Origin of the sequence: Shimia sp. Alg240-R146 (assembly GCF_947331465.1) — a bacterium.
In the GTDB taxonomy this organism is placed as follows: domain Bacteria; phylum Pseudomonadota; class Alphaproteobacteria; order Rhodobacterales; family Rhodobacteraceae; genus Shimia.
This window is the reverse complement of record NZ_CAMZOK010000002.1, coordinates 1,130,171-1,143,202: the sequence shown is the minus strand read 5'-3', so window position 1 is coordinate 1,143,202 and position 13,032 is coordinate 1,130,171. Positions and strand designations below refer to the sequence as shown.

At 57.4% G+C, this 13,032-nt stretch carries 13 protein-coding genes; 3 read left to right on the top strand and 10 right to left on the bottom strand.

The features are described 5' to 3' along the window. Positions 1-59 precede the first annotated feature (59 nt). The 7 genes from PG871_RS14745 to guaA all read right to left on the bottom strand — a co-directional run bounded on the left by PG871_RS14745 (position 60) and on the right by guaA (position 6,889). On the bottom strand, positions 60-1,127 hold the full coding sequence (locus PG871_RS14745; RefSeq protein WP_270730597.1) for a transporter: 1,068 nt from the start codon (positions 1,125-1,127) through the stop codon (positions 60-62). A gap of 196 nt (positions 1,128-1,323) precedes the next feature. Further along, a complete protein-coding gene (locus PG871_RS14740) occupies positions 1,324-2,229 on the bottom strand; it encodes a DMT family transporter (protein ID WP_270730595.1) in 906 nt (301 codons plus the stop codon). Between the two features lie 66 nt (positions 2,230-2,295). Continuing rightward, positions 2,296-3,168 (bottom strand): DMT family transporter, encoded by an 873-nt coding sequence (locus PG871_RS14735; protein WP_270730593.1) that lies wholly within the window; start codon positions 3,166-3,168, stop codon positions 2,296-2,298. Continuing rightward, on the bottom strand, positions 3,165-3,458 hold the full coding sequence (locus PG871_RS14730; protein ID WP_270730591.1) for a putative quinol monooxygenase: 294 nt from the start codon (positions 3,456-3,458) through the stop codon (positions 3,165-3,167). Before PG871_RS14730 ends, PG871_RS14735 begins: the two co-directional genes overlap by 4 nt. Positions 3,459-3,586: 128 nt before the next feature. Next, entirely contained in the window at positions 3,587-4,243 is a 657-nt protein-coding gene (locus PG871_RS14725; protein WP_270730589.1) for a class I SAM-dependent methyltransferase, read from the bottom strand. A 190-nt stretch (positions 4,244-4,433) separates the two neighbouring features. Further along, positions 4,434-5,234 (bottom strand): sulfotransferase domain-containing protein, encoded by an 801-nt coding sequence (locus tag PG871_RS14720; protein WP_270730588.1) that lies wholly within the window; start codon positions 5,232-5,234, stop codon positions 4,434-4,436. A gap of 95 nt (positions 5,235-5,329) precedes the next feature. Further along, positions 5,330-6,889, bottom strand: a complete 1,560-nt coding sequence (guaA, locus tag PG871_RS14715; RefSeq protein ID WP_270730587.1) for a glutamine-hydrolyzing GMP synthase — start codon at positions 6,887-6,889, stop codon at positions 5,330-5,332. A gap of 241 nt (positions 6,890-7,130) precedes the next feature. Here guaA and PG871_RS14710 point away from each other — a divergent pair, with 241 nt between their 5' ends. Further along, positions 7,131-8,681 carry a trimethylamine methyltransferase family protein gene (locus PG871_RS14710; protein WP_270730585.1) on the top strand — a complete coding sequence of 517 codons (1,551 nt, stop codon included), beginning with the start codon at positions 7,131-7,133 and terminating at the stop codon, positions 8,679-8,681. 13 nt (positions 8,682-8,694) lie between these two features. Here PG871_RS14710 and PG871_RS14705 read toward each other — a convergent pair whose 3' ends face one another. Next, a complete protein-coding gene (locus tag PG871_RS14705) occupies positions 8,695-8,982 on the bottom strand; it encodes a DUF6477 family protein (protein ID WP_270730583.1) in 288 nt (95 codons plus the stop codon). Positions 8,983-9,223: 241 nt separating this feature from the next. On the opposite strand from PG871_RS14705, the gene PG871_RS14700 reads away from it, so the two are divergent. Beyond that, complete coding sequence (locus PG871_RS14700; RefSeq protein WP_270730581.1) at positions 9,224-10,300, top strand: DUF6456 domain-containing protein; 1,077 nt, start codon at positions 9,224-9,226, stop codon at positions 10,298-10,300. A gap of 62 nt (positions 10,301-10,362) precedes the next feature. Here PG871_RS14700 and PG871_RS14695 read toward each other — a convergent pair whose 3' ends face one another. After that, positions 10,363-10,911 carry a peroxiredoxin gene (locus tag PG871_RS14695; RefSeq protein WP_270730580.1) on the bottom strand — a complete coding sequence of 183 codons (549 nt, stop codon included), beginning with the start codon at positions 10,909-10,911 and terminating at the stop codon, positions 10,363-10,365. 209 nt (positions 10,912-11,120) lie between these two features. Between PG871_RS14695 and lipA the strand changes: the two genes are divergently transcribed. Beyond that, positions 11,121-12,074: a lipoyl synthase gene (lipA, locus tag PG871_RS14690; protein WP_270730579.1), complete on the top strand. Its 954-nt coding sequence runs from the start codon at positions 11,121-11,123 to the stop codon at positions 12,072-12,074. A 63-nt stretch (positions 12,075-12,137) separates the two neighbouring features. Here the strand turns inward: lipA and PG871_RS14685 are convergent, their stop codons facing one another. Next, entirely contained in the window at positions 12,138-13,016 is an 879-nt protein-coding gene (locus PG871_RS14685; RefSeq protein WP_270730578.1) for a c-type cytochrome, read from the bottom strand. Between the last annotated feature and the right edge of the window lie 16 nt (positions 13,017-13,032).

Genomic DNA, 13,032 nt, shown 5'->3' with positions numbered 1-13,032 from the left:
CGACTGCAAAGCGTCGGTGGCGTTTAAGGCGGGGGACAGCGTGTGTCCCCCGCAGCCGTTCAGTCAAAGTGGTAGGTCAGGTTGACCGCAGCCGCCCAAGCGTTGTTGTTGGTGAACACCGCGCCGCTGTCGGTGGTGGCGTCACCAAGCCAGATGTGACGTAGACCGAATGAGATCTCGGCGTTATTGCGGGTGTACGTGCCGCCAATGCCGAGGCTGACGGAGCCATTAGTTGGGCCCAAGTCAGAGACCGTTCCTGGAACGGAGTCCTCAAATCCGACAGAAATCGCGCCAGAGAACTTGTCTGAGAACCGCTGTCCAACCCCGAGAGTGTAGGTGATCGTGTCGTCGGCATAGGCGAGGATGACATTGCCCGGATAGTTGGGGGACTCGATCGAGAACTGCGACCAGTCAACCCAGCGTACAGAGCCAAACACCAACGTGTTCGCTGCGACCCCTGTCTGGAAATCAAGATTCAGCGATTGCGGGGTTGTGAAATCGGAATAATGCGAGCCAATGGCGCCGTTTTCGTCCAGCCGGATGGTGTGGTCGATGGAAGAGTTGTATGTCAACGATACCCGTGCGGCGATGTCCGGGCGCTCCCAAGCGGCCCCCACGAGATAGCCTAAGTCATAGGCTGTGTTGGACGTCATCGAGTAGCCAGCTGCAGGGACATCCAAATTGGCGCTGGCGCCTTGACCGCGCAGGCCGCCGTAAACGGAGAACCCGTTTTCAAGGCGTGCCCGTAGGAGTGCCGTTAGGGTTTCTGTGGATGCTTGTGCCCGCAGATTGCCAGGAGAACCTGGGCCACCGGACAGCGGGTAGTCGGAGCTATAGTCAACTTTGGCGCCGAACGGCTGGTCATAGATGATGGCGACATCCAGCCTGTCGTTGATCGTTTGTTTGTATCCAAAACTGGTGATGCCGTGTCCAACACCCACATTACCTGAGGGCGCACCACCTAAAGTTCCCGACACGTTTGGGCTGACGAAACCATAGCTGAATTGGGCCACAGTGCCTTCTTCAAAGATCAGATTGATGCCTTGTCCGGAGCGGTCAAGGCCGCCTGCGTAGGCGCTTCCAGCGGAGAGGGAGAGGGCGGTGAGGCCGAAAAATGCGTGTTTCATGCGTATCCTTAGTGAGGTCGATAAGACCAATGTTCTGGCCCGCCCAAGGGCGTCGCAAATGGTTAGTAATCAGTTTCTAAATGAAGAGGCCACGCGGGTTACGTAACGGCAGGTTTGGCGCGGAATTAGTGAGCGTTGGCGAGGGGGGCCAGTTGACGCGAACGGCAACGTTGGATTCGGGCGGGAAGCCGCCCGATTAACGCCTGTTTTTGGCGAATAATCGCCCATCCAGAACCAGCAATCCAAGCGCCAAAAGGGCAAAGCCTGCGTATGCGCGCGGGGCGAGGGATTCGCCGAGAGCCACTGCCCCTAGTACGATCGCAAAAGGCGGTATCAAGAGCGTCACAAGCATGAGATTGCCGCTGCCCGCCATGTCGAGCACACGGTAATAGAGCAGATAGGCACCAGCGGTGGCGATGCTGGCGCAGTAGGCGATTGCGACCCATGTGACGGGCGCGAGCGCAAAAGAAATCGGCCCGTCAAACGCCATCGCCAGAGGCACTGCAAACAGAGACGAGCCCGTGAGCATGCCGGCGGCGGCGATCTGTGGCGATTGACCCGCAAGGCGTTTGCGTGCCCAAACCCCTGCGAAGGCATAGGACAGCGTTGCGGCCACGGCGGCAAGTTGTGCGATGCTGCGAGGATTGAAATTCGTGAGGTTGTGCAGGCCGATGGCTGTCGCGACGCCGAGAAAGCCAAGGGTGACGCCTATTGCCTTGCGGAGGGTCAGACGTTCGTCGGGCAACAACAGCGCAGCAATAAGCACGCCAAAGATCGCTGTTGTGGCATTGAAGATCGATGTGAGGCCGGTTTCGATGTGCAGCTGCGCCCAGTTCAGCAGGCTGAAGGGGATGATATTATTGAGCAGCCCCATCACCAAAAAGGCCACCCAGACGGACCCCGAGCGCGGGATCGGCAACCGTCGTATCAGAACCACGCCCCAAAGGATCAGGGCCGCCCAGAACACACGGTGGGCGACAAGCGTAAAGACGGGAACCTCATTAAGGGCGACCCGCGACGCCAGAAAAATGCCGCCCCAGATGACGGCAAGCAACAGAAGTTCGATCCAAGCCTGGAAGGAAAGAGATTTTTGATCAGCCATGGGGGAATCCATACACCTAAGACTGTTGCGCGCGACCCGTTCCGTGCGCATTGCGCAGGGTACGGTTCATTTCTTTGCTTGTCTAATTCTGGAATCAGATATTATATTCAAATAGTTGCCTCCGAAAATTAACGCAGCTCCAATCACCACGAAAATGTCGATGGCTTCGTTGTAAAGCAGAGCACCGACCAGAGCGATGAGCGGTAGGCGAACAAAATCAATTGGCATAACCACCGCAGCAGGTGCGAGACCCAGTGCCGTGGTCAGACAGAAATGCGCGACAAGCCCGGCGCAGGCAATCAGCACAATCCAAGGCAACATTGCGGCGGATGGCAAAGCGATGTCGCCATCAAAACCCGCAAATATGACGCCAAACGCCGCCTGCATCACTGTCAGATAAAACAGAATGCAGGTGATGGATTCCGTGCGCGTCAGTTTGCGGGTGAACAACGCAGACAACGCGAAGCCGATAGCGGCCATAAGCGCGGCCAACTGGCCAAAAGAAACGCTGTCCGGCGTGGGGCGTGCCACGATCAGGATGCCGAAAAATCCGATGGCAGCAGCCACAAGACCTATGCGGCGCAAACGCTCGCCCAGTATCAGCGGAGACAGCAGAATGGCCCAGATAGGCGAGGTGAATTCCAGTGCGAACACTTGCGCAAGCGGGATCACGGTGATCGCGTAAAACCACAGGTTTTGTCCGGCGAAGTGACTGATATTGCGAATAAAATGCAGGCCTAGATTGCGCCGGTGGATGTGCGGGAGCGTGCCGCTGAGACCTGCAACAATGACGACGATCACAATGCCGACAAGGCTGCGGTACATCATGATTTCGAAGGTGTCGAGTTCCAGCGACACCGCGCGACCAGCGATGGCCATAGACGTGAACGACGCGATGGCGCCTGTCATCCAGAGGGCCGCTTTGAAGGTGTCGTTCATGTGGGGAGCTCTTTGACCTGATAGCTGCGCGCGATGCCCTTGGTGATTGCGAACCATTCCGAGGCTTTGGTGCGGGCCTGATGTGCATCAAATGCCGCGCGGGTCACAAAGAGTTCCGACACGTGAAACCGGTGCGGATTTTGCGGATCTTGGATCACGTCAAATGACAGACACCCCGGCTCCGCGCGGGTCAGCGCAATGTGTGTTGGCAACGCTTGCGTCACGGCCTCAAGGCGGTCGTGTGGCACATCGATATGCCCGGTTAATGAGATGCGCGGCGGCTGGGGCATTGGGGAACCTGTATTTGGGTGATGCCCCTCGGGACCGATTTGAATGACACAGGTGACAGTCACGCGAGGCGGGTTTGGTTGCAAGACCGAATTCGTCATGTGTGGGTCTTTTGCGGTCTATGCGGCGGTCAGGTCGCGGTGTCCAAATTCGCAGGTAGGTTGGACAGCACAGCGTAGGTTGCATTGGGATGCCACCCTTTGTGGTGATGCTGCACGCTAAACCCGTGGGCATCGAAAACGTCCAGATGTACGGGGTTGGTGTAGATGACCACGGTCTTTTGCTGCGCCATGTTGTGCACGACGCGGTCCAGAATCGCGGCGTCAAACGGGTTATAGAGATAGGCCAGAGTGACGGGTTTATCGGTTGCGAATGTGACGTCGGTTGCGTCGCAATGGAGAAGTTGCGCATTGCTGGCGCCGAATTTTGACAGGTTTGCGGCGCAGATGTCGAGCAAGGGCTGGCTGTAGTCGATGCCGGTCATCGTGGCGTCGCCGGCAAACATTTTGTGCCAGATACACAGAACTTTGCCTTTGCCGCACCCGATGTCGATGAACCGCACGTCTTGAGCAGAAAGGTTGTGGTGTTTTAGGGCGTGCGAAGTGGCAGCGCGGATCACAGCGCTCCAGCTGGCCATGTATAAAACGCCGTTTTCGAAGTGCTTGGGGCGGTCTTTGACGTGGTTTTTGGGCTGCCAGACGTGGGTGTCGGTGCCGTTCAGAAGGTCGAACAGATGGGTTTGGAAAAAGTAGGTGAACGGGAGGCGCGGGCCGCGGGCGCGGAGCATTTTGAGATAATCCTGCAGCCCGAAAACCATTTAATTACAGACCTTTGCCCAGTTCGAAAGAGTATCGTGTGAGACTCTAATGTCGGGAGTTTCCAAACAAGAGGGTCTTTCCATTGTTGCGGCAATCACCTCGGAATGACCACATCAAATTTAAACATCGCCCTCGTTTCCGGCCTGTTGGATTGTGGGATCAGTCATAGCCTGAAAACGCCAGCAGGTCGCCGTAAGAGTCGTTGAAAGCCGTGGCGACTTGGGGAGGGAAAACGTCGCGCCATTGGCCGGAGGACGGGTTGCGCACGTGTTTGGACAGCGATTTGGTGGCGGCAAAACCGCGTGCAAGGCGGCGCCACAGAGCGCGCTCGGTTCGGTTGAAACCGTAGTGGTCGGCCAAGGCCTCAAAAGCGGTGGGTTCATTACCGAGGATGTCTTCGTAGCGCAAGATCAGCAGGTCTGGCGGCGGTGAGGCGAGCCATTGCGTCATGGCTTCGAAATGAGGGGCGCGAAACGCGAGTTCGGCCATCAGGCCCTCGGCCAGCGGCAATCGGGTAAGGCAGTCGGTGAAACTTTCGCCTTGGCGCATTTGTGGTGGGACCGTGCTGTTTACCGGACGCCAATCCGCTGGCGTGGGATCGACGATGTGGCACCATTTTTCGGCACCGCGTTTGTGGTAAAAGTAGCCAGACACCACCAGATCGCGCGGGTCCCGGACAAATAGAGAGGCGCGCGGGGTATTTGAAAGCTGCGCGAGATCAACAAAGTGGTTGTTGACGGAAGCCATGTCCAGTTGCGGCTGGGCCTGCGCAAACGCGGTGAAGTCGCTGTTGAAATGGGCGCGTCGCCGGCCTGTTGCGTAGGCAAAGTTTTCCGCGACGCGGTTGTAGTATTTGGTGAGATTTTTGTGGAACGAAAAATGCACGACAGGTGTGGAGGACCGCAGCGGGTAGGTGGCTCCGCGCCAAAGGGCAGCAGCAGATGTGGTCAGCGTGGTCATCGGGGTCTTTCCAACCTAGGTGTCCCTTGGTCGCGCAAAGACGATGAAGATGCCACAAAAAAACGCCGCCCCGATCGGGGCGGCGTCTTTTTAAATCATTCCCACTCAATCGTGCCCGGAGGCTTGGAGGTGATGTCGTAGGTGCAGCGGTTGATGCCTTTGACCTCGTTGATGATGCGCGTGGCGGTTTCACCAAGGAATTCGTGGCTGAACGGATAGTAGTCCGCGGTCATGCCATCCACCGAGGTCACCGCGCGCAGGGCGCAGGCGTAGTCATACGTGCGGCCGTCGCCCATCACGCCAACCGTGCGAACGGGCAGGATGGCGACAAAGGCTTGCCAGATTTCGTCATAAAGGCCGTGTTTGCGGATCTGGTCGATATAAACCGCATCTGCTTCGCGCAGGATGTCGAGCTTTTCACGGGTGATCTTGCCGGGGCAGCGGATCGCAAGGCCCGGTCCGGGAAACGGGTGACGTCCGATGAAGGATGCTGGCAGGCCAAGTTCGCGGCCCAAGGCGCGCACTTCGTCTTTGAAGAGTTCGCGCAGCGGTTCCACCAGTTTGAGGCCCATTTTTTCAGGCAGGCCGCCAACGTTGTGGTGGCTTTTGATTGTCACCGAGGGGCCGCCGGAGAAGCTGACGCTTTCGATCACGTCGGGATAAAGCGTGCCTTGCGCAAGGAATTCAGCGCCGTCGATGGTGTCGGCATGTTTCTGGAACACATCGATGAACAGCTTGCCGATGATCTTGCGTTTGGTTTCGGGATCAGACTGACCTTCGAGCTCACCCAAAAACAGGTCGCTCTCGTCAGCGTGGATCAGCTTGATGTTGTAGTTGTCGCGGAACATGGCGACCACTTCGGTGGCCTCGTCTTTGCGCAGAAGTCCGTGATCAACAAACACGCAGGTCAACTGATCGCCAATCGCTTCGTGCAGCAAGATGGCTGTCACCGAGCTGTCGACGCCGCCCGAGAGACCACAGATAACTTGTTTGTCGCCAACTTGTTCGCGGATTTTGGCGATCATTTCCTGACGGTACGCGCCCATTGTCCAGTCGCCAGAGAAGCCCGCCAATTTTACAAAGTTCTCATAGAGCTTTGCGCCGTTTGGGGTGTGGTGCACTTCGGGGTGAAATTGCACGGCATAGAAATGACGCGAAGGATCCGCGGTGATTGCATACGGCGCGTTGGGGGAGGTGCCGTAGACCTCAAAGCCCGGTGCGATTTCGCTGACGTGATCGCCGTGGGACATCCAGACCTGTTCGTCACCCTCCGCAAACCAGCCGTCGAGAATGTCGAGAGTGGATGCGGGTGTGACAAAGGCGCGGCCAAACTCGGCGGTGCCGTGGCCGCTTTCAACTTTGCCACCAAGCTGGGTCATCATGGTTTGCTGACCATAGCAGATGCCGAGGATCGGCACGCCGTAGTCGAAAATCTCTTGCGGCGCGCGGGGCGAGCCTTCGCGGGTCACACTGTCAGGGCCACCGGAGAAGATCACGGCTTTGGGGGCATAGCTGCGCACAAAGTCCATGTCGACGTTCTGATAGGGGTGGATTTCGCAATAGACGTTCAGCTCGCGCAAGCGCCGGGCGATCAGCTGTGTGACCTGGCTGCCGAAGTCAATGATGAGGAGGCGGTCATGGGATGTCTGGGTCATGATCGCGGCATAGAGAACGCGAGCCTTTTGCGCAAGATGGTTCGCGGCTTTGAAGGGCTATTTCAGGATAAGGTGGGGTCTGACTGACGCCGTCGTGGCAAAGGGTGGCCTGTGGTCGGATTTCAGCAGTGTGAATGTCGCATTTTTGCGTCAAAGGACGTAACCGCGCGGTGGGGCGTGGTTTGGACGGGCTACATCTTTGGCAATCTAAGACCAAGACAACGCTTTGCGAGGACTTATCATGGCAGAAGCAGCAACCCGTCGGCGAACACGGGGTGGCGGAGGGGCCGCGCGGCGCGCGGCGCGCACCGGTGTGAAAATCGAAACGGCAAAGTTTATCGAACGCAACATCCCGCTGTATGAAATTCTCAATGACGAAGCGTTGGACATCATTGAGGCCAACGCCGAGACCTTGTTGGAAGAGGTCGGCGTCAACTTTGTGAACAACAAGGCCGCTCTGGATCGTTGGAAAGAGGCCGGTGCCACGGTGGATTATGAGGCGGAACGGGTGCGAATCCCGCGTGGGCTTGCGCGTGAGCTGTGCAAGACGGCGCCGTCCAAAATTGTTCAGCATGCCCGCAATCCTGAAAAAACCGTGGAAATTGGTGGGGACACACTGGTGTGCGCGCCTGTTTACGGCCCACCGTTTGTGCGCGATGCCGAAGGGGGCCGCCGCTATGCCACAATGGACGATTTCGAAAAATTCGTGAAGCTGGGCTATATGTCCAAGTGGCTGCACCATTCCGGTGGCACAGTATGCGAGCCAACAGATGTCGCTGTGAACAAGCGCCACCTAGATATGTTGCTGGCGCATATGACGCTGAGCGACAAGCCGTTCATGGGGTCCGTGACCGAACCAAGCCGCGCGCAGGACAGCGTGGAGATGTGCGAAATCCTGTTCGGCAAGGAGTTCGTGCAGGAAAACACCGTGATGACCTCGCTGATCAACATCAACTCGCCGATGACGTTTGATGACGTGATGATGGGCGCGTTGGAGGTTTATGCCAAAAACAACCAAGCCTGCATCGTGTCGCCTTTCATTGTGGGCGGCGCCATGGCGCCGGTGTCGGTGGCAGGTACATTGACGCAAGTCATGGCCGAAGTGCTGGCGGGCATCGCCTATAGCCAGCTGATCCGGTCGGGTGCACCTGTGATTTTTGGGGCGTTTGTGACCTCGATCGACATGAATTCAGGCGCGCCGACGTTTGGAACGCCGGAAGCCAGCCAGATCTTGTATGGCGCCGGTCAATTGGCGCGGCGCCTTGGGTTGCCGTTCCGCTCGGGTGGTGGCCTTTGTGGATCGAAACTGCCGGATGCGCAGGCTGCCTATGAGACCGCACACACCCACAATGCTGCCTTGATGGGCGGGGTAAACTTCATGCTGCACAGCTGTGGATGGCTTGAAGGTGGGCTAGTGTCGAGCTTTGAGAAATTCGTGATGGACGCGGACCAGTTGGGCACGTTGCACAAGATGGCCCAAGGCATCAACTATGACGAGGCGGCACAAGCGATGGATGCGGTCCGCGAGGTGGGGCCGGGTGGTCACTATCTTGGCTGTGCGCACACGCAGGAACACTTCAAAGAGGCGTTCTGGCGGTCTGAGCTGCTCGATTATAAGCCGTTTGAGACCTGGTCAGATGAAGGCGCGCGCGACACACAGGCCTTGGCTTCGGCGCGCGTTGCGACACTGTTGTCGGCTTACGAGCAACCGCCGCTTGATCCGGAAATCGAAGCCCGGTTGCGCGCCTATGTGGAGCAGAAAAAGGCGTCCATGCCGGACTCCTTCGTGTGACGACGCAGGCGCCTTAGCCTTGGGTCATTCGTAGCAGGCGCGCCTCAGCCATGAGGGCAATCAAAACATCAACATGGGCCACCAGCGAATAGCCGGTGGCCTTTTGTTTGCGCGCTGCGTTGAGCGCGGTTTCTTTCTCAATCAGGCGTAAGACAGCGGCTCCGTGCCTCGGAAGTTTTCCGGGCCCGAAGTGGCGGTGCAAATGGCAGTCGCGGCGGTATTCGTCGCATCCGGCGCGGGCAGCGCGGATCAAAAGACGTGGGCGTTTCAATCCGTCGAGTATTGAGAAAATGTCTTGCATGGAATCGGCCTCATTGTGTTTGGCGCCGACACCTAAACACAACCATTGAGGGTGTTGCGCGGTCTAAAAATCGCCGTTCGCGGGATTTTCCAAGCGTTTAACCTTGAGCAACAGGCTTCTGGCGACCCGGTTTTGCCGGAGGGCGCCCGACTGACAAGTCCAAATATGTTGATAAGTTTGGGGATAAGTCGGGGGAAACAATGGCAATATTTTTGACCAGTTTTCAGTAAGGAGTTTGTTTATGCGTTTTGATTTGCCACGTTTCAGAGATCTTCCTTCTTGGGTGCCGCAAAGTGTTGCGCGTTATGTGGCGCATACGGAACACGGCCTATCTATCCGCGAATTGGCGCGGCGGGACGGCTGTCATGCGTCAACCGTTTTGCGTCAGATCCGCAAGTTGGAAATTATGCGCGACGACCCAATGATTGACGCGGCGCTGGAGCGGTTTAGGGCCTCAGGCCTTGCGGAAAAAGGGCGCAATGCAAAAGCGTTGGCTGTCGCGCCTGAAGCGATGCCTGAGGCTGCGGCATTACAGCGTGAGGCGCGGCGCATATTGGCACGTCTGTGTGAAACTGGCGCCGTGCTTGCGGTCGCGCAGGGGATGGAAAACGCGGTTGTCGTGCGCGACATGCCCGAAGGGGAGACGTTACGCACCGCGACGGTGGCGCAAAGTGTGGCGCAAGCCATGGCGCTCAAGGATTGGATACAGAGCAACGGAAAGGGCAAAGTGCGACGCTATTGTATTACAGCGGGCGGACGAGCGGAGTTGAACAGACTGTTGGCCCAAGAGGCCAACATCGCGCAGGGCTTTGCCGAGGCACAGGACAGTTTTACGCCAAGCGGGGCGGTCCAGACAGCAGCGGCCGGCGCGCGCAACGCCCGGTTCAATTCGGCGGAAAGCCCGCTGGTGGCGTTGTCGCGGCGCAAAGACAAGGACGGCGTTCCGTTTTTGGACACGGGGTTGGTTGCCGCCGGAGAGCGGTTGCGGGAGGATTTCGAGTTGGCGCAAATGGGGACAGAACACACCCAAACGTGGCACGCGTTTTTGCGCGACATTGGACGGGCGGCTTATAAAACCAGCGGCGCGGATGCGGCGGAACTGGCCCGCCTGCGGGTGTCGGACGCGCTTTGTGATTTGGGCGACGGGTTAGCCGATGTGGCCTTGCGAAGCTGTTGCTATCTTGAGGGATTGGAAACCGTCGAAAAGCAGCTTGGCTGGTCGGCGCGGTCTGCAAAAATTGTGCTGCGGATCGCATTGGGTCGGCTGCGAGATCATTTTGATGCCCGCGCTGGGGGCAGTGGCGATTATATTGGGTGAGGTTGAACGAGAAAAGGGCCCGCAAAAAGCGGGCCCTTTTGCAACGTTAAGGCAAAATCTGCTTATGCTGCGGTTTCGACGTTGGCCGCTTCGAGATACTTCAGAAGTGTCTCAGGCGAGCTTTCGCCATAGGGGTCTTCGCCAAAGTTGTCGTCAAGGCCGGGCTCTTCGAACCATGCTTCAACAACGCCATTGTCGATGATCGCGGCATAGCGCCAGGACCGTAGGCCAAAACCAAGGTTGTCTTTGCGCACAAGCATGCCAACCTTGCGGGTGAATTCGCCGGAACCGTCAGGGATGACGTCGACGTTTTTGACGTCTTGCGCTTCGGCCCATTTGTTCATCACGAAGCTGTCGTTGACGGACATGCAGTAGATAGAGTCGATGCCAAGCTCTTGGAAACGTGCGAAGTTATCCTCAAACCCGGGCAGCTGATAGGTGGAGCAAGTTGGGGTGAATGCGCCGGGCAGCGAGAACAGTACAACGCGCTTGCCTTTGAAGTAATCGTCGCTGGTCATGTCCTGCCAACGGAAGGGGTTCGGGCCGCCGACGGCCTCGTCGCGGACACGGGTTTTGAAGACAACATTAGGGAGTTTTGCGCCAACTTGCATCGGAATTTCCTTGGTGATGGGTTGCTTTGAGCCCGATCTATATTGATTCCAAATTGGCGTGCAATGCTGCATTTGCATAACGCGATGCTGCAATTGAAAATGCACAAATTTTGATCGGAATGCATAGCTGGGTTGCAGCTCTGGCCCTAGCTGGCCGGGTGCACTATGATATGCAGTCAAGAACCTAAACTTACCTTGGGGAAACGACTTTGCGTGATCTGAAAGTGCCTGAGCAGCGGCATCCGGAAAAAGCCCACCGCCCGGACAATGCCCAGCCGAGAAAACCCAAATGGATTCGCGTGAAGGCGCCAACGGGTGAGGGGTATAACGCCACCAAAAAGATCATGCGTGAAAACAAGCTGTTCACAGTGTGCGAAGAGGCTGGGTGTCCCAACGCCGGCGAATGCTGGAGCCAAGGGCACGCGACTATGATGATCATGGGCGAGGTGTGCACGCGCGCCTGTTCATTCTGCAACATTGCAACGGGCAAGCCGCCAGAGGCGTTAGATGCCTTTGAACCGGGGCGTGTGGCTGACGCGGTGGCAAAGCTTGGGTTGAACCATGTTGTGGTGACCTCAGTAGACCGTGATGACATCGAAGATGGCGGTGCGGAGCATTTCGCGCAGACCATCCGTGCGATCCGGCACCGCAGTCCAACAACAACAATCGAGATTTTGACACCAGACTTTTTGCGCTGTGATCCCAAGGTGTTGGAGGTCATAATTGAAGCGCGGCCAGATGTGTTTAATCACAACCTGGAGACCGTTCCTGGGCTTTATCCTGAGGTGCGGGCCGGTGCGCGGTATTTCCACAGCTTGCGGCTTTTGCAGCGGGTCAAGGAAATGGATCCGACGATGTTCACAAAATCCGGCATCATGGTTGGTCTGGGCGAAGATAAGTTGGCGGTCACGCAAGTCATGGATGACATGCGCGCAGCCGACATCGATTTTCTGACCATTGGTCAGTATCTGCAGCCAACGCCAAAGCACCACGCGGTGGATCGGTTTGTGACGCCTGAAGAATTTGAGAGCTATGAAAAAGCAGCTTATGGCAAAGGCTTTTTGATGGTTTCCGCGACGCCGCTGACGCGGTCTTCGTATCATGCGGGTGATGATTTTGCCCGTCTGCGCTCGGCGCGTGAAGCTCAGCTGAACAAAGCGTAACTTACAGACCGTTACGTTGAATAGGCCGCTCTTTCGGGCGGCCTTTTGTTTTTTATCAAACCCTTATGGCAGAGCCTTAAGGTAGGCCGTTACAGCCTCTCGATCTTCGGGTGTCAGGCGTGCGAGGTTTTCCACCACGTGCGCCATATGCCCACCTGCGCTGTCGAAATCCGGGGTAAATCCGGTTTCGAAATAATAGGTCAGATCAGTGTCGGACCATGAAAGTTCGGCGGGTGTGATGTTGGGGATTGTGCCTTTGCCGGAAGGATCAGGCGCGCCCGTCAGCCAAGCGGATTGATCCATGGCACCAAGTGCGTTGCGGGGCGTATGGCATTCGCCACAATGGCCCATGGCCTCGACGATATAGCGACCACGTTCAAGTTGCTCGGTACTTGCGGGCATGATCCAGTCATCGTTCAGATAGAGCCATTTCCACCCACCGACGCTGCGCCGGATGTTGAAGGGAAATCCAACGTCGTGAGGCTGGCTGGGCGTGTCACTGGCGGGCAGGGTCGCAAGAAAGGCGTGCAAATCGACCACGTCTTGCGGCTGCGTCCGAATGTAGGAGGCATAAGGGAAGGCGGGATAGTAATGCTGTCCTGCTGGCGAGACACCGCGCAGCATGGCGTTGGCGAGGTCGATTGCGGTCCAGTTGCCGATCCCGTGTGTTGGGTCAGACGAGATGTTGGGGGCAACAAAGGTGCCAAAGTCGGACGGGAACTTTTGCCCGCCTGTTAGTTCCGGAGCGTTTGAGGAGTCGGCGCCTGGCGCCGTGTGGCATGACGCGCAGCCCGACGCGTGAAACACGGTTTCGCCGCGGGTGGCGTCGGCCGAAAGGCCCTCAAGGGTATCGGCTGGCAAGGTGTTGGCGCGGGTGATCCAAAGGAAAACAGCACCGCCAAAAAGAGCGAGCACGCATAAAGACAAGAAAAAGCGTTTCATAAACCCACCTTAGCAC

Coding starts and splice junctions, on each gene's coding strand:
- PG871_RS14745 (WP_270730597.1), bottom strand. CDS start 1,127: ATGAAACACGCATTTTTCGGCCTCACCGCCCTCTCCCTCTCCGCTGGA.
- PG871_RS14740 (WP_270730595.1), bottom strand. CDS start 2,229: ATGGCTGATCAAAAATCTCTTTCCTTCCAGGCTTGGATCGAACTTCTG.
- PG871_RS14735 (WP_270730593.1), bottom strand. CDS start 3,168: ATGAACGACACCTTCAAAGCGGCCCTCTGGATGACAGGCGCCATCGCG.
- PG871_RS14730 (WP_270730591.1), bottom strand. CDS start 3,458: ATGCCCCAGCCGCCGCGCATCTCATTAACCGGGCATATCGATGTGCCA.
- PG871_RS14725 (WP_270730589.1), bottom strand. CDS start 4,243: ATGCTCCGCGCCCGCGGCCCGCGCCTCCCGTTCACCTACTTTTTCCAA.
- PG871_RS14720 (WP_270730588.1), bottom strand. CDS start 5,234: ATGACCACGCTGACCACATCTGCTGCTGCCCTTTGGCGCGGAGCCACC.
- guaA (WP_270730587.1), bottom strand. CDS start 6,889: ATGACCCAGACATCCCATGACCGCCTCCTCATCATTGACTTCGGCAGC.
- PG871_RS14710 (WP_270730585.1), top strand. CDS start 7,131: ATGGCAGAAGCAGCAACCCGTCGGCGAACACGGGGTGGCGGAGGGGCC.
- PG871_RS14705 (WP_270730583.1), bottom strand. CDS start 8,982: ATGCAAGACATTTTCTCAATACTCGACGGATTGAAACGCCCACGTCTT.
- PG871_RS14700 (WP_270730581.1), top strand. CDS start 9,224: ATGCGTTTTGATTTGCCACGTTTCAGAGATCTTCCTTCTTGGGTGCCG.
- PG871_RS14695 (WP_270730580.1), bottom strand. CDS start 10,911: ATGCAAGTTGGCGCAAAACTCCCTAATGTTGTCTTCAAAACCCGTGTC.
- PG871_RS14685 (WP_270730578.1), bottom strand. CDS start 13,016: ATGAAACGCTTTTTCTTGTCTTTATGCGTGCTCGCTCTTTTTGGCGGT.